The sequence below is a fragment of the Carnobacterium jeotgali MS3 genome (genome assembly GCF_000745125.1).
Classification (GTDB): domain Bacteria; phylum Bacillota; class Bacilli; order Lactobacillales; family Carnobacteriaceae; genus Carnobacterium_B; species Carnobacterium_B jeotgali.
The window spans coordinates 445,348-464,728 of record NZ_JQNF01000003.1 but is presented as its reverse complement, the minus strand read 5'-3'; the positions used below and the strand labels follow the sequence as shown (position 1 = coordinate 464,728).

Annotated in this window: 21 protein-coding genes; 19 read left to right on the top strand and 2 right to left on the bottom strand. The window is 35.5% G+C overall.

Annotated features, from left to right (window positions below; genetic code table 11):
• Nucleotides 1-74: 74 nt before the first annotated feature.
• Complete coding sequence (locus BP18_RS02315) at nt 75-755, bottom strand: type 1 glutamine amidotransferase (protein WP_007720738.1); 681 nt, start codon at nt 753-755, stop codon at nt 75-77.
• Nucleotide 756: 1 nt separating this feature from the next.
• The gene (locus BP18_RS02310; protein WP_007720736.1) at nt 757-2,106 is read right to left on the bottom strand and encodes a Mur ligase family protein; all 1,350 of its coding nucleotides are present in this window, start codon (nt 2,104-2,106) and stop codon (nt 757-759) included.
• A gap of 237 nt (nt 2,107-2,343) precedes the next feature.
• Here BP18_RS02310 and BP18_RS02305 point away from each other — a divergent pair, with 237 nt between their 5' ends.
• The 19 genes from BP18_RS02305 to BP18_RS02215 all read left to right on the top strand — a co-directional run bounded on the left by BP18_RS02305 (nt 2,344) and on the right by BP18_RS02215 (nt 19,304).
• Complete coding sequence (locus BP18_RS02305; protein WP_007720733.1) at nt 2,344-2,925, top strand: thymidine kinase; 582 nt, start codon at nt 2,344-2,346, stop codon at nt 2,923-2,925.
• Between the two features lie 75 nt (nt 2,926-3,000).
• Nucleotides 3,001-4,077 (top strand): peptide chain release factor 1, encoded by a 1,077-nt coding sequence (prfA, locus tag BP18_RS02300; RefSeq protein WP_007720731.1) that lies wholly within the window; start codon nt 3,001-3,003, stop codon nt 4,075-4,077.
• Nucleotides 4,067-4,915 (top strand): peptide chain release factor N(5)-glutamine methyltransferase, encoded by an 849-nt coding sequence (gene prmC / locus BP18_RS02295; RefSeq protein ID WP_029276522.1) that lies wholly within the window; start codon nt 4,067-4,069, stop codon nt 4,913-4,915. Before prfA ends, prmC begins: the two co-directional genes overlap by 11 nt.
• A 61-nt stretch (nt 4,916-4,976) precedes the next feature.
• The gene (locus BP18_RS02290) at nt 4,977-5,996 is read left to right on the top strand and encodes an L-threonylcarbamoyladenylate synthase (RefSeq protein ID WP_407921343.1); all 1,020 of its coding nucleotides are present in this window, start codon (nt 4,977-4,979) and stop codon (nt 5,994-5,996) included.
• A 63-nt stretch (nt 5,997-6,059) separates the two neighbouring features.
• Complete coding sequence (locus BP18_RS02285) at nt 6,060-7,304, top strand: serine hydroxymethyltransferase (protein WP_029276526.1); 1,245 nt, start codon at nt 6,060-6,062, stop codon at nt 7,302-7,304.
• Nucleotides 7,305-7,430: 126 nt separating this feature from the next.
• Nucleotides 7,431-8,060 carry a uracil phosphoribosyltransferase gene (gene upp / locus BP18_RS02280; RefSeq protein ID WP_007720720.1) on the top strand — a complete coding sequence of 210 codons (630 nt, stop codon included), beginning with the start codon at nt 7,431-7,433 and terminating at the stop codon, nt 8,058-8,060.
• 768 nt (nt 8,061-8,828) lie between these two features.
• The gene (gene atpB / locus BP18_RS02275; protein ID WP_007720715.1) at nt 8,829-9,572 is read left to right on the top strand and encodes a F0F1 ATP synthase subunit A; all 744 of its coding nucleotides are present in this window, start codon (nt 8,829-8,831) and stop codon (nt 9,570-9,572) included.
• Between the two features lie 68 nt (nt 9,573-9,640).
• Complete coding sequence (gene atpE, locus BP18_RS02270) at nt 9,641-9,853, top strand: F0F1 ATP synthase subunit C (protein WP_007720713.1); 213 nt, start codon at nt 9,641-9,643, stop codon at nt 9,851-9,853.
• A gap of 106 nt (nt 9,854-9,959) precedes the next feature.
• Nucleotides 9,960-10,475, top strand: a complete 516-nt coding sequence (gene atpF, locus BP18_RS02265) for a F0F1 ATP synthase subunit B (protein WP_051669211.1) — start codon at nt 9,960-9,962, stop codon at nt 10,473-10,475.
• A complete protein-coding gene (gene atpH / locus BP18_RS02260; protein WP_029276531.1) occupies nt 10,462-11,004 on the top strand; it encodes an ATP synthase F1 subunit delta in 543 nt (180 codons plus the stop codon). Before atpF ends, atpH begins: the two co-directional genes overlap by 14 nt.
• A gap of 24 nt (nt 11,005-11,028) precedes the next feature.
• Complete coding sequence (atpA, locus tag BP18_RS02255; protein WP_029276533.1) at nt 11,029-12,576, top strand: F0F1 ATP synthase subunit alpha; 1,548 nt, start codon at nt 11,029-11,031, stop codon at nt 12,574-12,576.
• Nucleotides 12,577-12,591: 15 nt separating this feature from the next.
• Nucleotides 12,592-13,506, top strand: a complete 915-nt coding sequence (locus BP18_RS02250; RefSeq protein ID WP_029276535.1) for a F0F1 ATP synthase subunit gamma — start codon at nt 12,592-12,594, stop codon at nt 13,504-13,506.
• Between the two features lie 18 nt (nt 13,507-13,524).
• Nucleotides 13,525-14,931 carry a F0F1 ATP synthase subunit beta gene (gene atpD / locus BP18_RS02245; RefSeq protein ID WP_029276537.1) on the top strand — a complete coding sequence of 469 codons (1,407 nt, stop codon included), beginning with the start codon at nt 13,525-13,527 and terminating at the stop codon, nt 14,929-14,931.
• A 13-nt stretch (nt 14,932-14,944) separates the two neighbouring features.
• The gene (locus tag BP18_RS02240; protein WP_007720699.1) at nt 14,945-15,367 is read left to right on the top strand and encodes a F0F1 ATP synthase subunit epsilon; all 423 of its coding nucleotides are present in this window, start codon (nt 14,945-14,947) and stop codon (nt 15,365-15,367) included.
• Between the two features lie 277 nt (nt 15,368-15,644).
• Nucleotides 15,645-15,878 carry a DUF1146 family protein gene (locus tag BP18_RS02235; protein ID WP_007720697.1) on the top strand — a complete coding sequence of 78 codons (234 nt, stop codon included), beginning with the start codon at nt 15,645-15,647 and terminating at the stop codon, nt 15,876-15,878.
• Between the two features lie 139 nt (nt 15,879-16,017).
• A complete protein-coding gene (murA, locus tag BP18_RS02230) occupies nt 16,018-17,328 on the top strand; it encodes a UDP-N-acetylglucosamine 1-carboxyvinyltransferase (RefSeq protein ID WP_035050208.1) in 1,311 nt (436 codons plus the stop codon).
• Nucleotides 17,329-17,588: 260 nt separating this feature from the next.
• Nucleotides 17,589-18,581 carry a rod shape-determining protein MreB gene (gene mreB / locus BP18_RS02225; RefSeq protein WP_007720690.1) on the top strand — a complete coding sequence of 331 codons (993 nt, stop codon included), beginning with the start codon at nt 17,589-17,591 and terminating at the stop codon, nt 18,579-18,581.
• A 28-nt stretch (nt 18,582-18,609) separates the two neighbouring features.
• Nucleotides 18,610-18,813: a DNA-directed RNA polymerase subunit beta gene (locus tag BP18_RS02220; protein ID WP_007720687.1), complete on the top strand. Its 204-nt coding sequence runs from the start codon at nt 18,610-18,612 to the stop codon at nt 18,811-18,813.
• 98 nt (nt 18,814-18,911) lie between these two features.
• Nucleotides 18,912-19,304 carry a hypothetical protein gene (locus BP18_RS02215; protein ID WP_029278381.1) on the top strand — a complete coding sequence of 131 codons (393 nt, stop codon included), beginning with the start codon at nt 18,912-18,914 and terminating at the stop codon, nt 19,302-19,304.
• Nucleotides 19,305-19,381 lie beyond the last annotated feature (77 nt).

Below are 19,381 nucleotides of genomic sequence, written 5' to 3'. Positions count from 1 at the left end.
ATGTGCAACTCCTAAATGAGCAAAAAAAGAACCTGAAAAATGAACTACTCATTTTTCAGGTTCTTTTTATCTCATCAAATATCAAATAATTCTTCTGCTTCTTTAGGGAATCGTTTTTTGACTGCTTCTTTTAAAATTCGATCCGTTAATGCGGTATTACGCACTAATAAAGGACCATGGAAGTAAGAACAATACGTTTGTTTGTAATGAGCACCTTCCGTTTTATCTTCGCCATTATTGCCATAACCCGTTTCAACTATACCTAAAGGCTTAACCCCTTCACCAAGGAAAGTGCGGCCATTGTGATTCTCAAATCCTTTATAGGTTTCGCCAAACTCATCATTTTTGATGATAATATCGCCAATAAAGCGATTGTTATCTTGATTTAATGTGTAGTGGTTCAAAGCACCAATACCGTTTAGTCGATTTCCTGCAGCATCAACATAGTAATGACCTAATAATTGAAAACCACCGCAAATGCCAACTGTAACACCATCATTTTCAATGTATTCAGTGATGGCCTCTTTTTTAGCTTGAATATCTCTTGAAACAATTCGTTGCTCAAAATCTTGTCCGCCACCAAAGAAAACTAAATCGTATTTGTCAGCATCAAAAGAGTCATTTAAACTAACGATTTCGATATTAAATTGAACGCCTCTTTTTTTTGCACGGTGTTTTAACATCAATAAGTTGCCATTATCTCCGTAAGTATTTAGTAAATCACCATAAAGATGGCAAACCGTTAATTCAATCATCTTACATACCTCCTTCAATATATCCTTGATTAGCTAATTCTTTACGCAATTGTAAGACAGCAGTATAGGTAGCCAATACGTATACTTTTTTCGTTGGTGCATGTTTAAAACTGTTGATTATTTCAGGAATACTCGGAATAACTTGAAGTTCTTCTTCAGGAATACCGGCTACTTCTAAACGTGCGGTAATATCTTCTACACGTTCGCCGCCTACAGTTACTTGTTTTAAACCCATCTCGGCAACTTGTTCATAGTCTGCATCCCAAATCCAGCTGACATCTGTTCCATCCGCATAATTTGCATTTAAAATAGAAACAAGAGAGATCGGTTCTGGATCAAGTTTGATCATTTCTAATACTTGATTTAACCCAACCGGATTTTTCACCAAGTTGATGGTCACTTCTTTGTCGTCAATTTGAATCACTTCTTGACGTCCGAAAACACGTTTTGAAGCGGCAAATCCAGCACGAATTTGATCAGTAGAAACGTCCAAAATGCGTCCAACACTATAAGCTGCTAAAGCATTATAAATATTGTATTGTCCGCCGATTTTAATTTCAAATTCTTCACCTTCAATTTCAAAACGAGAAGATTCGTGATCCATATGAGTCAAGCCTGTTAAACGATACGTTAAGTCTGGACGTTTGAAATCGCAATTTGGACAATAGTATTTTCCAAGATTGCTGTAAGTTAGGAATTTATAATGCAAAATATTATTACAATTCGGGCACAACACCCCATCTGTATTGTAGTGAGCTTTTAGTTCGCCGTCTGGAAGGTGATCAAAACCAAAGTAAACGCGTTTATTTACGGTTTTTTTAGAATTAAAAATCGGAGCATCTCCATTACTAACGATTAAAGCATTCGGAGCTAGAGCTGCACCATTTAGCATCATTTGGTAAGTCGTGTAAATTTCGCCATACCGATCCATCTGGTCACGGAAGACATTTGTAAAAATGATCGCTTTAGGTTTAATGTATTTTGTTACATGAATCAAGCTAGCTTCGTCTACTTCAAGAACGGCCGCTTTTTTTTCACTGTTTTTGGTGTAAGAATGATGTTCAAGAAAAGTTGAAATGATTCCTTGCAACATATTTGCTCCAGTGGGGTTCGTAATAATTTCTGGATATTTTTGTTTCAAAACTTGATAAGTTAAAGCAGTTGTCAATGTTTTACCGTTTGTACCAGTAACGATAACCACATCATAATTTCTTGATAATGTACCTAATACAGTGGGATCCAATTTTTGTGTTAGCTGACCTGGGTAACTACTTCCACCTTTAAGGAAAGTATGAAGTCCCCATCTAGTTGTTCTTCCTACTGCAATGGCAAATGCACTACGTATACTCAATTGAGTTTCCTCCAATTACTAAAAATACTTTTTTTGCTACTTTGATATTCTAGCATATATTTCTTGTGAAATTGTTAAAAATTGCCTAACTTGTTCATTTAAAAGGAATTTTAATCTCTTTTCTAACATTTTGTGTAAGATTCTTCTATTATAAAGTCAATACAGAGGCTTCACTTTTGGTTGGTAATAACGTATAATTCATAATGGATTCCTATGAGAGAAAAGAGGAAAAACAAGATGGCCCAACTATTTTTTAAATACGGAGCAATGAACAGCGGCAAAACGATTGAAATTTTAAAAGTAGCATACAATTATGAGGAACAAAACAAACCTGTGGCAATCATGACAAGTGGACTAGATGACCGAGATGAGATTGGTATTGTGTCAAGTCGCATTGGGTTAAGACGTGAAGGTATCGCTATATTTGAGGAAACAAATGTTTTTGAAACCATAAAAGCATTAGAAAATGCGCCTGCTTGTGTATTAATCGATGAATCACAATTTCTGACAAAAGAGCATGTACTTCAACTTGCTCATATTGTAGATGAACTAGATATTCCGGTTATGGCATTTGGATTGAAAAATGATTTCAAAAACGAATTGTTTGAAGGATCAGAATATTTGTTGCTGTACGCAGACAAAATCGAAGAAATGAAAACCATTTGTTGGTATTGTCATAAAAAAGCAACAATGAACATGCGTATGATCGATGGCAAACCTGTTTATTCAGGAGAACAAATTCAAATAGGGGGCAATGAAAGTTATTTCCCAGTTTGTCGTAAACATTACTTCAATCCGCTATTGAAGGGCGATTTGTAGCGTTCTTGGTGTTGTGAATGAACTACAGTAAATGACACAACGATGCAATAGGCTTAGAAGAAAAGGAGACTAACTATGTTTGATAGATTAGAAAGCGTTGAAGGACGTTATGAAGAATTAAATGAATTATTGAGTGACCCAGAGGTTGTTAGTGATACTAAACGATTGATGAAATTAACAAAAGAAGAAGCAGCTATTCGTGAAACAGTAGCAACGTATCGTCGGTATAAAGAAGTGGAACAAGATATTTCGGATACAGAAGATATGCTGGGGGAAAAACTAGATTCTGAGATGGCTGAAATGGCTAAAGAAGAATTAAATGATTTAAAGAAAGAGAAAACAGAAATTGAAGAAAAAATGAAAGTCTTAATGTTGCCTAAAGATGAAAATGATGATCGCAATATCATTATGGAAATTAGAGGAGCAGCTGGTGGAGACGAAGCACAGTTATTTGCTGGTACGCTATTTAATATGTATCAAAAATACGCTGATGCGCAAGGTTGGAAGACAGAAGTGTTAGATGCCAACATTACGGGTATCGGTGGATACAAAGAAATTACTTTAATGATTACTGGAGACAATGTTTATTCTAAATTGAAATATGAAAATGGCGCTCACCGTGTTCAACGTGTCCCATCAACGGAATCGCAAGGCCGTATTCATACATCCACAGCAACGGTAGTGGTTATGCCGGAAGCTGAAGAAGTTGAATTAGATTTACCTGATAAAGATATTCGGACAGATATCTATCACGCAAGTGGAGCTGGTGGACAGCACGTTAATAAAACAGCTTCTGCCGTTCGTTTGACGCATTTACCTACAGGGATTGCTGTCGCAATGCAAGATGAACGTTCGCAAATCAAAAACCGTGAGAAAGCGATGAAAGTATTGCGTGCTCGAGTATACGATCATATCCAACAAGCTGCTCAAAGCGAATACGATGCTGAACGAAAATCAGCTATTGGAACAGGGGATCGTTCAGAACGAATTCGGACGTACAATTACCCACAAAGTCGTGTAACTGATCACCGGATTGGTTTGACGATTCAAAAATTAGATCAAATTCTTTCTGGTAAATTAGATGAAATTATTGATGCGTTAGTTTTGAATGAACAAACAGCTAAAATGGAGCAATTGCAACATGAAGAGTAAGACAACGTATAGAGAAGTCCTGAAATGGGCTTCTTCTTTTTTAGAAACTTGTAAGAGAGAGCCCATTGCTGCAGAACTTTTACTAAGAGAACGCCAAAACTGGTCTAAAACAGACGTTATGCTGCATTTAAATGAAGAGATTCCTTCTGAGGTGAAGCATCAACTATTAAAAGACGTATCTGATCATGGCTCAGGAATACCCGTTCAACAGATAGTCGGGTATGGATGGTTTTACGACCGTAAGTTTAAAGTAACAAAAGATACCTTGATTCCACGACCTGAAACGGAAGAAATCGTGGATATTTTTTTGAAGGAAACCAGCATAAATCAAAAATTAGCGGTTTTGGATATTGGAACGGGAACAGGAATCATTGGCATTACGATCAAAAAAGAACGTCCACTTTTTGATGTCACTGCAACGGATTTGTCTTCTAAAGCATTGAAAGTGGCTAAAGAAAATGCGGAATCATTAAGTGCCGATGTACGGTTGTTAGAAGGCGATTTAACAGAACCAGTAAAAACGGAAACATTCGATGTTATTATTTCGAACCCGCCTTACATTTCAACTGATGAAGTTGGTTATATGGATGAAAGTGTTCTGCATTACGAACCACACTTAGCTTTATTTGCAGAAAACAATGGGTTAGCCATTTATCAAAGATTAGCTAAAGAGACGCCAGCTATTTTGAATCCTGGCGGAGAAATCTTATTGGAAATTGGATTTAAACAAGGAAAAAGTGTTCAGGAAATATTTCAACAAGCTTTTCCCAAGGCTGAAGTGACCATTGGAAAAGATATGAGTGGAAATGACCGATTGATTCGCGTTAAAACTTTCTAAAAAGAGTTAATACTAGCAACTAAATAAAATAAGTTTTCTTGAAATGAACGGAGGAATGATTGTGGAAACTATTATATATCGACCTTCAGAGGTGTTAAAAGCTGCTCTCAAACTGCAACAAGGTGAATTGATTTCTTTTCCCACAGAAACCGTTTATGGATTAGGAGCAGATGCCACAAATGAAGCGGCAGTAAAAAAAGTTTATTCAGCAAAAGGTAGACCGAGTGATAATCCACTAATCGTGCATGTCTCAGCAATCGAAGAAGTTGAGCAGTATGTAGTGGAAGTGTCTGAAGTAGCTAGTAAATTGATGGAAACGTTTTGGCCAGGTCCATTGACATTGATTTTCAAAGTTAAGGAGCAAGCTTTTGCACCTACTGCTACAGCTGGCCTAGACAGTGTGGCAATTCGTATGCCGGATAACGCATTAACCTTACAGCTGATTCGTGAAACTGGAAAACCTCTTGTTGGACCAAGCGCCAATACTTCTGGTAAACCAAGTCCGACAACTGCAGAACATGTTTTCCATGATTTAAAAGGAAAAATAGCAGGTGTGTTGGATGATGGCGAAACAGGGGTAGGGCTAGAATCAACCGTTTTAGACGTGACAGATCCAGCTAGACCCACAATTTTAAGACCAGGAGCGACAACTAAAGAAGCCTTGGAAAAGATTATTGGAACCGTCTATGTCGATCGCCATTTGATATCAAGTGACGAAGTGCCTAAAGCTCCCGGTATGAAATACAAGCATTACAGTCCGAATGAAGCCGTAGTAATTGTTGATGGGAAGCATGAAGTGTGGCAAAAAGCTATTGAAACCTATCAAAAACAAGGCGAAAAAGTTGGGCTGTTGGCAGAGCAAGCAATCGTTGACCACTTTCAAAAGAATGTGAGTGCAACCTATTCTTTAGGTGAAGATAAAAATGTCAAAGATGCTGCAAGATTGTTATACTCAGGACTAAGGTATTTTGAAAAAACAACTGCAACCGTGATTTTAGCTCAAGCTTATGCCGAAAATGGGTTAGGTGAAGCTTATATGAATCGGCTTAAAAAGGCAGCTGGGAATCATTTTTTTGAGTAACAGTAAAATAGCAAGATGATAAAGTAAGTGGATGTTAAAACTATTGAAGGATGTGGCCGGTAGATGAAGAACGATAACTATTTTGATAAAGAGGTATTCGATGCTATTGAAAAAGAAAGCAATCGTCAAGAGCAAAACATTGAATTAATTGCCTCAGAAAACTTTGTATCTGAAGCTGTACTAGCAGCCCAAGGAAGCATTCTAACCAATAAATACGCAGAAGGTTATCCTGGAAAAAGATATTATGGTGGCTGCGAATTTATTGATGTTGTTGAAAATCTGGCTATTGAACGTGCGCAAAAACTTTTTGGAGCAGACTATGTTAATGTTCAACCCCATTCAGGTTCTAGTGCAAATATGGCTGCTCTTAACGCTATTTTGACTCCTGGAGATACTGTATTAGGAATGGATTTAACACATGGCGGACATCTAACGCATGGGTCACCGGTAAACTTTAGCGGCAAAACTTATGATTTTGTTTCTTATGGTGTAGAAAAAGAAACAGAACAAATCGATTATGAAGTGATTCGAGCTTTAGCTGTTGAACATAAACCAAAATTAATTATTGCTGGAGCGAGTGCTTATTCTAGAAAAATTGATTTTGCACGATTTAGAGCAATAGCAGATGAAGTTGGAGCATACTTAATGGTTGATATGGCTCATATTGCTGGATTAGTTGCGGCAGGATTACATCAAAATCCCGTTCCGTATGCAGATATCGTCACTACAACTACGCATAAAACCTTAAGAGGACCACGTGGGGGTATGATTTTAGCTAAAGAAAAATACCGTAAAGCACTAAATAGTGCTATTTTCCCTGGAATTCAAGGTGGACCATTAGAACACGTTATTGCAGCTAAAGCTGTTGCCTTTAAAGAAGCATCTGCTCCAGAGTTTAAAAGTTATGCTGCTCAAATCATAAAAAATGCTAAAGCAATGGAAACCGTTTTAAATGCGTCTAAAGGTCATGTAATCAGTGGCGGAACAGATAATCACTTATTGTTATTTGATGTAACAAACTTTGGTTTGAATGGCAAAGAAGCAGAAGTACTCTTAGACAAAGTTAGCATTACTGTTAATAAAAATACGATTCCGTTTGAAACCTTAAGCCCTTTTAAAACAAGTGGAATTCGAATTGGGACACCTGCTATTACCACACGTGGGTTTGACGAAGAAGATTCTAAAAAAGTTGCAGAACTGATTATTGAAACATTGACAGCTAATGGGGATATTGAAAAAATGACCGCTATTCAAATGAAAGTTCATCAATTGACAGCTGACCACCCTTTATACGAGTCAAAAATGTAAAAAACTTTTAAAAAACAAAGAAGTAAGTAAAATATAAAAGAAAAGGGTCAAAAAGGTAGCACTAAGCGCGAATATCCTTTACAATAGAAATGTTTGAAAAATAATAAAAAATGAGGGCTGAATATAATGTCGAAAGTTCAAGTTATGGATCATCCATTGATTCAACACAAATTAACCATTCTTCGCGATAAGAATACCGGTACGAAAGACTTTAGAGAAGCAGTTAATGAAATTGCACGCTTGATGGCATTTGAAGTTTCTAGAGATATGCCTTTACAAGATGTAGAAATTGAAACTCCTTTAGTAAAATCGATTCAAAAAGAATTAGCTGGTAAAAAAGTTGCGATTATTCCAATTCTAAGAGCTGGATTAGGTATGGTTGACGGAATGTTAGATTTAATTCCTGCAGCAAAAGTTGGACACGTAGGAATGTATCGTGACCATGAAACATTAGAACCGGTAGAGTATTTTGTTAAATTGCCATCTGATATCAATGAACGTCAATTATTAGTGGTTGACCCAATGCTTGCCACAGGTGGATCAGCTATTGCAGCGATTGATTCATTGAAAAAACGTGGTGCTACAACGATTAAATTTGTCTGTCTAGTCGCAGCTCCAGAGGGTGTAGCAGCTTTAGAACAAGCACATCCTGATGTAGAAATTTATACGGCAGCATTAGATGAACGTTTAGATGAAAATGGCTACATCATCCCAGGTTTAGGTGACGCTGGCGATCGATTATTCGGTACAATGTAATACCAATAACAGAACAATTATATTTTACTTATAAGTGATACTAAAAAAAGTTTTGAACCCGAGTACTTTCGGTTCAAAACTTTTTTTTATTTATCTTTAGTAAGAGAACTTAAATTATAAAAAAATAACGAAATTATCATTCCATTCATTTTATTTAATGGATTTAAATGAAAAGCACAAAACTAATTAAATGAAATGACAAAAATGAGTAGGTTGTATTTTGCTTTTAGAAAACAAATACATATATCAAGGTATTTAAATAGGAAAAATAGCAAAAAAAGCGGATTTAGTGAAGGAAATAACAAATAAAAAAACTGATTAATATATTAAGACATAAAATAGCACCTTGAATTTGTCATTTGGATAAATGAGAATTAGACGAGAATGAAATTTGTCTAGTCAAAAAAACGTTCAGATTTTAGAATTTGAGCGATAATATTAATAGGGAAAACCGTTGAAAACGTTTAGTAGTAGTGATTTAATGAAAAATAAAATTGTTTTTCATTTTCTTTTGTATTTTAAATCGAATGGTGGTATGATAGCAAATGCCAGTGAAAAAAGAGAATTTATTTTAGGGATTAGTCAGTATTTTTTACATTCTAAAATGAATCGAAGTACATTTTACTTAATCCATTTGAATAGGAAAGAAAGCTAGTATATGCTAAAATGAGCATGTGAAATTAGTCGAAACAACAGTTTTCGCAAGACGTGTTTTTTAATTTCGCTGTTTGCAATTATAGATTTTAATTATGGAAAGAGGTGAACGTTGTGGATCACGAAAATCCGATTGTTACATTGTTTGGTTTAGATTTTAATGTCACCAATACAATCGTAACAGTATCAGCGTGCGTGATTGTGTTCTTGATTGCGTTTATTTGTACGAGAAATTTACAAGTAAAGCCAACGGGGAAACAAAATTTTATAGAATGGGTGGTTGATTTTACTGGGAGTATCGCTTCAAGTGCGATGTCCAAGAAACAATCAGAAAAATTCAGGCTATTAGGTTTTACTATTTTAACCTTTGTATTTGTTTCAAATATGATGGGACTGCCTCTAATGCTGATAATTGATGATTACCAAATGTGGAAAAGTCCGACTGCTGATCCAGTGATTACATTAACACTAGCAGCTATGGTAATCGTTATGACACATTATTTTGGAGTGCAAGAACAAGGAGTCAAAAACTACTTCATGAATAGTTTTGTTAGACCGGTTCCTTTCTTATTTCCAATTAAAATTTTTGAAGAGTTTACAAATACGTTAACTCTAGCTTTACGTCTTTATGGAAATATTTATGCAGGAGAAATATTACTTGGATTAATAGCTTCATTAGCTCAAAGCAAAGGAATATTCACTTGGATAGTTGGAATTCCTTTGGAAATGGCATGGCAAGGATTCTCCATATTCATCGGAAGCATACAAGCTTTTGTTTTTACAACATTGACGATGGTTTATCTTTCCCATAAGGTTGAACACGAAGAGAGTACAGAGCATACAAAAGAAGCATCTTAAGTTAATCAAACTAAGAACAGTTATTGAAGAAAAAATAAAATGATATTTATATAGGAGGAAAATGAATTATGGGTTTAATAGGAGCAGCAATCGCAGTAGCAGGTGCAGCAATAGGAGCAGCACTTGGTTCAAGTAAAGTTGTAGCAAAAACAATCGAATCAATCGCACGTCAGCCAGAAATGAAAGGTCAATTACAAACATTAATGTATATCGGGGTTGGTTTAGTAGAAGCCATTCCAATCATGGCAGTTGTTATCGCCTTTATCTTAGTTTTCCAATAAAAATAATTAAAATAATGAACGTTCAAAATTAACAGGTAGAGGAACACTAATCTCTCTGCCTGTTCTTTTAAAGCAACATTAAGGTTTAGGTGAAGGAGTGTGGGAAATGGGTAGTCCAATGGTTATAGGACAAATAACAGCTGGAGATTCAATCGTTACTTTAGTCTCATTTTTACTATTAATGCTGGTACTGAAGATGGTTGCTTGGAAACCTCTAATGGCAATGATGGAAAAAAGAGAACAGTTGATTGCAGGAAATATCGATGATGCTGAAGCAAAAAAGCTAGAGGCAGAGCGGTTACTTAAAGTGCAACAACAACAACTAGAAGATACACGTAACAGATCAAGTGCTATTATTGAACAAGCCAGAGATTCAGCTGACAAATTGGAAAGAGAACAATTGGCAGCTGCTAAAGCAGAAATAGCTCGATTAAAAGAAGAAGCAAAAAAAGCAATTGAGTTAGAAAGAAAACAAGCTTTGGCAAGTGCACAAAATGATATCAGTCGTCTTTCTCTTGATATTGCAGAGAAATTGATTGGAAAAGAATTATCTAATGAAGGGCATGCTGAATTGATAGAAGAGTATATTGAAAGGTTGGCGAATAGTAATGAAATTAAATAGAAATATGAACAATCGCCAAATTGCAGATACTTTTTATCAAGATTCTAAAGAAAAAGGCACACTTGAAGTTGCATTTGATAATATGATGGATGTTCGTCAAGTTTTAGAAGAAGTTCCTAATTTAGGATCAATTTTAGTAGATCCTCGTTTAGAAAAATACAAACGAGATCACATTCTTTCAGACTTAATTAAACAGTTTGGGATAAATACGCAAAGCTTTTTTCATATGCTGTATGATTACAATTTAATTAGTGATATTCGAGATGTCGTAAATGAATTTGAAAAAATTTATGATTACAAGAATAGAACAGTTGTTGCTAAAGTTTTTACGGCAGTCGAATTAACGGATGAACAAAAGGAACGTTTAATAGACGTTATGAAACAAAAATTAGATGCCAAAAAAGTATTATTGCATACTATTGTGGATAAACATGTTTTAGGCGGAGTCGTTATTGAAGCTGAAAGTCAAGTTTATGATGGCAGTATTCGTTCTAACTTAGAAGCATTAGAAAAGCAATTGATTCGATAAAAGAAGTTATGAGGTGAGTTATTTATGGGCGTAAAAGCAGAAGAAATTAGTTCACTAATCAAAAAGCAAATTGCGAGTTATCAAAGTGAATTAGTGATAGATGAAGTAGGAACAGTTAGCTACGTAGGTGATGGAATAGCTCGTGCTTATGGATTAGAAAATGCGATGTCAGGAGAACTGTTGGAGTTTGCTGATGGTACTTTTGGTATGGCACAAAACTTAGAAATAAACGATGTAGGGATTATAATCCTTGGAGAATTTACTGGTATTCGTGAAGGCGACATCGTTAAACGTACCGGTCGCATCATGCAAGTGCCTGTTGGAGAAGCAATGATTGGGCGTGTTGTAAATCCTCTTGGACAACCAATTGACGGTTTGGGAGAAATTGTTACAACTAAAACTCGTCCAATTGAAGCTGAAGCTCCAGGAGTAATGGATCGTCATTCAGTTAATGAACCGTTACAAACAGGTATCAAGGCAATTGATGCATTAGTACCTATTGGTCGTGGTCAACGTGAATTGGTTATTGGTGATCGTAAAACTGGGAAAACTAGTTTAGCAATTGATACGATTTTAAACCAAAAAGGGCAAGATACAATTTGTATTTATGTAGCAATTGGACAAAAAGAATCGACTGTCCGTAATCAAGTAGAAACATTGAAAAAACATGGCGCAATGGATTATACAATTGTAATGACAGCAAGTGCATCTCAGCCTGCTCCATTGCTTTATATCGCTCCTTATGCTGGATCTGCTATTGGGGAAGAATTTATGTACAACGGCAAACACGTATTGATTATTTTTGATGATCTAACTAAACAAGCCGCTGCTTACCGTGAATTGTCTCTCTTATTGCGTCGTCCACCAGGTCGTGAGGCTTATCCTGGGGATGTCTTTTACTTGCACTCACGCTTATTAGAACGTGCAGCGAAACTGAGTGATAAACTAGGTGGCGGTTCGATGACCGCTATTCCGTTTGTTGAAACTCAAGCAGGAGATATCTCTGCGTATATTCCTACAAATGTTATTTCTATTACCGATGGACAAATTTTCTTAGAAAGTGATTTGTTTTATTCAGGTATTCGACCAGCTATTGCAGCTGGACTGTCTGTTTCCCGTGTTGGTGGGGCAGCTCAAATCAAAGCAATGAAAAAAGTTGCTGGAACATTACGTTTAGACTTAGCGAGTTTCCGTGAATTAGAAGCCTTTACTCAATTTGGGTCAGATTTAGATGCAGCCACTCAAGCTAAATTGAATCGTGGCCACAGAACAGTAGAAGTTTTGAAACAAGGATTACACCAAACTATAAATGTTGAAAAACAAGTCATTATTCTATATGCTCTAACACACGGTTTCTTAGATTCAGTACCCGTTAGCGAATTAAGTCGATTTGAAGATGAATTGTATGATTTCTTAGATAATCAACATGCTGAAATTTTAACTGAAATCGTTGAAACTAAAGATTTGCCAAGAACAGAAAAATTGGATGCTGTTATCAATGAATTCATTACTAATTTTTTCACTAATTATATTGACTCTTCAACCGATACAAACAGTGGACAAACCAATTAAAGGCGGTGAAGAAGAATGACAGCCTCTTTAAATGAAATTACAAAAAAAATAAGTTCAACAAAAAAGACAAGTCAAATCACCAATGCTATGCAAATGGTATCAGGTGCGAAATTATCTAAAGCTGAAGATACAGCTGCTGGATTTCAAATTTATTCTCAAAAAGTAAGAGAAATCGTGACTCATTTAGCTCATAATCAACTTGCTTTAATTGAAAATAATATGATAGGCACAAATTCTCCATCTAATATCGACTTTCATGATATGTTGGTAGAACGTCCAATCAAAAAAACTGGATATATCGTTATCAGTTCAGATAAAGGGTTAGCTGGTGGGTACAACAGTTCAGTCATTAAATCAACAGTTGATATGATTACTAGAGACCATACTTCTCCAGAGGAATACGTATTTATGGCAGTTGGTTCAACAGCTGCTGATTTCTTTAAAGCCAGAGGAATGAATGTTGCATATGAGTTGAATGACATCAGTGACCAGCCTTCTTTTGAAGAAGTACGGACGATTGCCAGAACAGCAACAGAGATGTACAAAAATGAAGTTTTTGATGAGTTGTACGTTTGCTACAATCATCATGTAAATACCATTATGTTCCAGTATAGAGCAGAAAAAATGTTGCCACTATCAGATTTAGATGTGGCAGAAACAAAAGAGTACAAAAAAGATTATATTTATGAACCTTCTAAAGAAGAAATTTTAGATATTATATTGCCACAATATGCTGAAAGTTTAATATACGGAGCTATTTTAGATGCTAAAGCAGCTGAACATGCCGCGCGTATGACAGCTATGAAAGGCGCAACAGATAATGCTAAGACTATTATTGATGATTTAACAATTCGTTATAACCGTGCTCGTCAAGCTGCTATAACAGAGGAAATTACAGAAATCATTAGTGGTGCTTCAGCGTCTAAGTAAGTGAATGGAGGAAAATGAATGAGTATTGGTCATATTGTTCAAGTTATAGGACCTGTTGTGGATGTAGAGTTTCCCATAAACGATACTATGCCTGAAATAAATAATGCTCTCATTGTTGAAAAAAACAAGAGTGAAAATCAAACAGTTGTCTTAGAGACAGCACTATTGTTAGGAAATGGCGTTATTAGAACGATTGCAATGGAATCAACAGATGGATTACAACGTGGTATGAGTGTTATTGACACTGAAAAATCTATCTCTGTCCCCGTTGGTGAAGAAACGCTAGGACGTATGTTTAATGTTTTAGGAGAAACAATTGATCAAAAAGAACCATTCCCAGAGGACGCAAAACGTCTTCCAATTCATCGCAATGCTCCTACATTTGATGAATTAAGCAGCAATACTGCAATTCTTGAAACTGGAATAAAAGTTATCGATTTATTAGCTCCTTACTTAAAAGGTGGGAAAATCGGACTATTTGGTGGAGCCGGAGTAGGAAAAACCGTTTTAATCCAAGAATTGATTCATAATATTGCTGAAGAACATGGTGGAATATCTGTTTTTACAGGTGTTGGCGAACGAACTCGTGAAGGGAACGACTTGTATTTTGAAATGCAAGAGTCTGGCGTTATCAAACGTACAGCCATGGTGTTTGGTCAAATGAATGAACCACCTGGTGCTAGAATGCGTGTCGCATTAACTGGTTTAACAATTGCTGAATACTTTAGAGATGAAGTAGGACAAGATGTATTGTTATTTATTGACAATATTTTCCGATTTACTCAAGCAGGTTCAGAAGTATCTGCATTGCTTGGACGTATGCCTTCAGCTGTTGGGTATCAACCAACTTTAGCAACAGAAATGGGACAATTACAAGAACGAATTACTTCAACTAGCAAAGGATCTATCACATCTATTCAAGCTATTTATGTACCAGCAGATGACTATACTGACCCAGCGCCAGCAACTGTTTTCGCCCATTTAGATGCAACAACTAACTTGGAACGTAAATTAACTGAACAAGGGATTTACCCGGCGGTGGATCCATTAGCCTCAACATCTAGTGCGTTATCTCCTGAAATTGTTGGAGAAGAACATTATAAAGTGGCTACTGAAGTACAACAATTATTGCAACGTTACCGAGAATTGCAAGATATCATTGCTATTTTAGGGATGGATGAATTATCTGCAGATGAGAAAATTATTGTGTCTAGAGCTAGACGTATTCAATTTTTCTTATCACAAAATTTCCATGTAGCAGAAGCCTTTACAGGTCTACCAGGTTCATATGTTCCTGTTGAAGAAACTGTCCGTGGATTTAAAGAAATTATTGATGGACGTTACGACCATTTACCTGAAGATGCTTTCCGTAACGTGGGAAGAATTGAAGAAGTTGTAACAAAAGCAAAAGCAATGGGCTACTAGGAGGTGAAAATAGATGAGTGAAATGCAAGTGAATATTGTTACACCTGCTGGAATCGTCTACAATCACCGAGCAAAAAGAGTGATTGCTAAAGCAGTGGATGGAGAAATAGGTATTTTACCAGAACATACTCCTATCATCGTTCCTCTAACGATTAATTCTGTTCGAGTACAACGTGTTTCAATTGATGAAGAAGACTGGATTGCTGTAAACGGCGGAGTGATGGAAGTTAGAGATAATGTGTGTTCCATCATTGCAGATAGTGCCGAACGAGCACGAGATATCGATATCGAACGAGCTATGCTTGCTAAACAACGAGCAGAAGAAGAATTACGAAAAACAGAAGCCATTGAAAATAAGAACCATTCGAAACGTGCAGAAATTTCTTTAAGAAAAGCTGTCAATCGAATTACCGTGTCAAAACACACAAGGTTCTAATCTGAAAGTTAGAATAAAGCAGTTCGGCTGCGTTTATTCTAACTTTTTTTGTTAAGCTAAAATTATAGAAAAAAATTTTAGCTTAACAAAAAAAGTATTAGTGGAACGAAATGAACGAGATCACGTGTAAAAATGCCTAAACCACCTCGAAATTATTTTAACGACTTATCAACACTAAAGAACTTTAGTTATATTACAATTTGAAGACAAATTAAAGGTTTACTACCTTTTTTTATGGTAAAATTAATCAAAGTTAGTAGGAAAGAGGAAATATCAAATGAATTTTTTAGGCATGCAGTCTTTAATTACAATTGTTTCTCAACTGTTTTTTATTTTGCTTTCTTTCTGGGCTTTAAAAGGAGTACGAATAGAAAAAATAATTAAAAAAAATAATATTGGACAAGCTCGTATTCTTTATTTATTTGTGTCAATAACTATAGGATATGCAGTAAGCACTTTCTTTATGGACTTAATTTTAAATTCTAAGAATCTAATCTTTTTGTTTTATTAAGAATTAACTAATTTTGTTACAAAACATCTGTTAAGTTTGTACGTTCACCTAGCTTCGTGCTATAATATTAAATGTTGTCTTGTACTATTTACCTCACACAGTTGTGATAAAGGCAATGAAAATTTTGGAGGGATATTACATGGAAAAGATTGTCGTTCGAGGTGGGAAACACCTAACCGGATCAGTTAAAGTAGAAGGGGCAAAAAATGCCGTATTGCCTATTTTAGCTGCTACAATACTAGCAAGTAAGGGACAAAGTAAATTAACCAATGTTCCGATATTGTCTGATGTATTTACTATTAATGAAGTTTTAAGCCACTTGAATTTAACTGTTGACTTTGATCAAACTAAAAAAGAAATTATCTTAGACGCTACGAAAGAATTGCATTTTGAAGCACCGTTTGAGTATGTTAGTAAAATGCGTGCATCTATTGTTGTCATGGGACCTTTATTAGCTCGTTTAGGACATGCAAAAGTTGCTCTTCCAGGTGGTTGTGCCATTGGAACGCGTCCGATTGATTTACATTTAAAAGGATTTGAAGCAATGGGTGCGGAAGTTCATATCGAAAATGGCTATATTGAAGCATTTGCTGATCAATTAAAAGGAGCTCATATCTACTTAGATTTTCCAAGTGTTGGAGCTACACAAAATATTATGATGGCTGCTACACTAGCTAAAGGAACAACTACAATTGAGAACGTTGCTCGCGAACCTGAAATCGTTGATTTAGCTAACTTCTTAAATCGTATGGGAGCTAAAGTAATTGGTGCTGGTACAGAAAGTATCCGTATAGAAGGTGTAAGTGAGTTAACCGGTGTAGAACATAGCATTATACCAGATCGTATTGAAGCTGGTACATTCATGATAGCTGCAGCAGTTACTCAAGGAAACATTTATATTGAAGATGCTGTTGCTGAACACAATAAGCCATTAATTTCTAAATTGAAAGAAATGGGCGTTTTGTTTGAAGATGAGGCAAATGGATTGCGTGTTATTGGACCTAAAAAATTAAAGGCAACAGATGTAAAAACAATGCCACATCCTGGTTTCCCAACAGACATGCAAGCTCAGATGACGATTGCTCAAGTTTTTGCTGAAGGAACAAGTACGATGAAAGAAACCGTATTTGAAAACCGTTATATGCATATGGAAGAGTTGCGCCGTATGAATGCTGAATTTAAAGTAGAAGGCCAAACGTTAGTTATTTATGGACAAACGGAACTACAAGGTGCTGAAGTTGCAGCAACAGATCTTAGAGCAGCAGCTGCTTTAATTATTGCTGGTTTAGTTTCAAAAGGGTATACAAGAGTAACACATCTAGAATATCTAGATCGTGGATATTTTGAATTCCATAAAAAACTGCAAGCATTAGGTGCAGATGTGGAACGAATTGAAGAAACAGTAGAAAGTACAATGAAAGAAACAGAACTTGAAGGGTTATTTGTTTAATAAAATAGCTAATGATGAATTATGGACTAGACCTTATAAAGGCCATTACTTTAAAAGTAGTGCTTTATAAGGTCTATTTTCTTTGCGTTCTTCTGTTCCTAAGTAAATTTTTTTTAGAAAACGTTAAATTTAGTTAAATGTCTTAATTCTGCGTTTAAGATTGAAACGAGTTATGCTATAATAGTAAATTAGATGGCTACTTTATTTAAAAGAGAGTAGTCAATGATGAACGAACAAGAGCTTGAGAGGAGAAACAGGTAATGGCTAGAGATATAGGGATAGATTTAGGTACAGCCAATGTATTGATTCATGTTAAAGGAAAAGGCATTGTTTTAAATGAGCCTTCTGTCGTTGCAATCGATACTACAACAAAACGTGTTTTAGCAGTTGGAGAAGAAGCATACTTAATGGTTGGACGTACACCCGGAAACATTCGAGCAATTCGTCCATTACAAGGAGGAGTTATTGCTGATTTTGACATAACAGAAGCAATGCTAACTCACTTTATTAATAAATTAAATGTTAAAGGCTTCTTATCAAAACCAAATATTTTGATTTGTTGTCCTACAAATATAACAACAATTGAACAAAAAGCGATTATTGAAGCAGCTGAGAAAAGCGGCGGAAAAAATGTTTATCTTGAAGAAGAACCTAAAGTAGCAGCTATTGGAGCAGGTATGGATATTTTCCAACCAAGTGGAAATATGGTCATCGATATTGGTGGAGGTACAAGTGATATTGCCGTTCTTTCAATGGGCGGGATTGTAACTAGTCGCTCATTAAAAGTAGCTGGAGATCAATTGGATAATGAAATTACACAGTTTGTTAAAAAAACTCATAAGTTATTGATTGGTGAACGGACAGCTGAAACAATCAAAAAAGAGATTGGTACAGTTTTTCCTGGTAAACGTGATGACTCAATGGAAGTTAGAGGTCGTGATATGATTACTGGTTTACCTAGAACAATCACAATTACTTCAGATGAAGTTCAAAAAGCTACAGCTGAATCAATGATGATGATTGTTCAACAAGCTAAAGACGTTTTAGAACAAACACCTCCTGAATTATCTGCAGATATTATTGATCGAGGAATAATTTTAACTGGTGGTGGAGCATTATTAGATGGTATTGATCAATTATTTTCAGAACAATTGAGAGTACCGGTATTTGCTGCTGAACAACCTTTAGATTCAGTTGCTTTAGGAACAGGAATCTTGTTAGAAAATATGACTAAGAAAAAACGTAAATTTTAACATTAGTTAATCAAAGTGAGGTAAGCCCATGACTAAAGAAAAAATAGGACTTCAAATTGCCACATTTATATTAAAAATTCTGCTTGTGATCGTTTTAATTGCTCTGGCTTTTATTATTGGAGCTATGATTGGTTATGGGGTATTAGGCGATGGAGATCCATTTGCTGTTTTTGAAAAAGAAACATGGGTACACATCTTTAGCTACTTTACAAAACCTACTATAGTTAACTAGTTTCATCCCTTGTACAAAATAAAATACTAAACACCTTGGAATTCTATTTTTCAGGGTGTTTTTTATCAAAAACACTATTTTTTTGGGAGAGGCTATCTATGTCCATTACAGTTGTACGGCGTACCGGTTTAATAGGAACTATATTGAAAATGACAATAAAAATAAATGGAGAAAAAGTCGCAAAAATAGCAAATGGTCAGACGTTAGAAGTGTCTATTCCTAACAATGTGGTTCAATTATGTGTTACACAATCTGGAGGCAAGAGTAATACCATAGAAGTTAAAGATGGTGAACAAGTTCAGATACAGTCCAATAAATGGAGTAATCGAATTTATGCCCTATACTATATTATTTTTACCATCGGCCTATTTGGTTCGAATCTATTATATAAGTCGATTGCTTTACCAGTAATGTTTGTGTTATTAATTGTGTTATTAATTGTTTTATTGTTTATTTTAAATGCTTTTCAACTGACTATTATAGAGGACTAAACAATCAATTAGCCGAAAATCGTTGAAAAAAGAGTCAGTTAATCAAATAGATATAGAAGTTTTCCATAGAATAAACA

What these genes read in the sequence shown, in the direction of transcription:
- BP18_RS02315 (WP_007720738.1), bottom strand. Translation starts at nt 755, where the DNA reads ATGATTGAATTAACGGTTTGCCATCTTTATGGTGATTTACTAAATACT.
- BP18_RS02305 (WP_007720733.1), top strand. Translation starts at nt 2,344, where the DNA reads ATGGCCCAACTATTTTTTAAATACGGAGCAATGAACAGCGGCAAAACG.
- prfA (WP_007720731.1), top strand. Translation starts at nt 3,001, where the DNA reads ATGTTTGATAGATTAGAAAGCGTTGAAGGACGTTATGAAGAATTAAAT.
- prmC (WP_029276522.1), top strand. Translation starts at nt 4,067, where the DNA reads ATGAAGAGTAAGACAACGTATAGAGAAGTCCTGAAATGGGCTTCTTCT.
- BP18_RS02285 (WP_029276526.1), top strand. Translation starts at nt 6,060, where the DNA reads ATGAAGAACGATAACTATTTTGATAAAGAGGTATTCGATGCTATTGAA.
- upp (WP_007720720.1), top strand. Translation starts at nt 7,431, where the DNA reads ATGTCGAAAGTTCAAGTTATGGATCATCCATTGATTCAACACAAATTA.
- atpE (WP_007720713.1), top strand. Translation starts at nt 9,641, where the DNA reads ATGGGTTTAATAGGAGCAGCAATCGCAGTAGCAGGTGCAGCAATAGGA.
- atpF (WP_051669211.1), top strand. Translation starts at nt 9,960, where the DNA reads ATGGGTAGTCCAATGGTTATAGGACAAATAACAGCTGGAGATTCAATC.
- atpH (WP_029276531.1), top strand. Translation starts at nt 10,462, where the DNA reads ATGAAATTAAATAGAAATATGAACAATCGCCAAATTGCAGATACTTTT.
- atpA (WP_029276533.1), top strand. Translation starts at nt 11,029, where the DNA reads ATGGGCGTAAAAGCAGAAGAAATTAGTTCACTAATCAAAAAGCAAATT.
- BP18_RS02250 (WP_029276535.1), top strand. Translation starts at nt 12,592, where the DNA reads ATGACAGCCTCTTTAAATGAAATTACAAAAAAAATAAGTTCAACAAAA.
- atpD (WP_029276537.1), top strand. Translation starts at nt 13,525, where the DNA reads ATGAGTATTGGTCATATTGTTCAAGTTATAGGACCTGTTGTGGATGTA.
- BP18_RS02240 (WP_007720699.1), top strand. Translation starts at nt 14,945, where the DNA reads ATGAGTGAAATGCAAGTGAATATTGTTACACCTGCTGGAATCGTCTAC.
- BP18_RS02235 (WP_007720697.1), top strand. Translation starts at nt 15,645, where the DNA reads ATGAATTTTTTAGGCATGCAGTCTTTAATTACAATTGTTTCTCAACTG.
- murA (WP_035050208.1), top strand. Translation starts at nt 16,018, where the DNA reads ATGGAAAAGATTGTCGTTCGAGGTGGGAAACACCTAACCGGATCAGTT.
- mreB (WP_007720690.1), top strand. Translation starts at nt 17,589, where the DNA reads ATGGCTAGAGATATAGGGATAGATTTAGGTACAGCCAATGTATTGATT.
- BP18_RS02220 (WP_007720687.1), top strand. Translation starts at nt 18,610, where the DNA reads ATGACTAAAGAAAAAATAGGACTTCAAATTGCCACATTTATATTAAAA.
- BP18_RS02215 (WP_029278381.1), top strand. Translation starts at nt 18,912, where the DNA reads ATGTCCATTACAGTTGTACGGCGTACCGGTTTAATAGGAACTATATTG.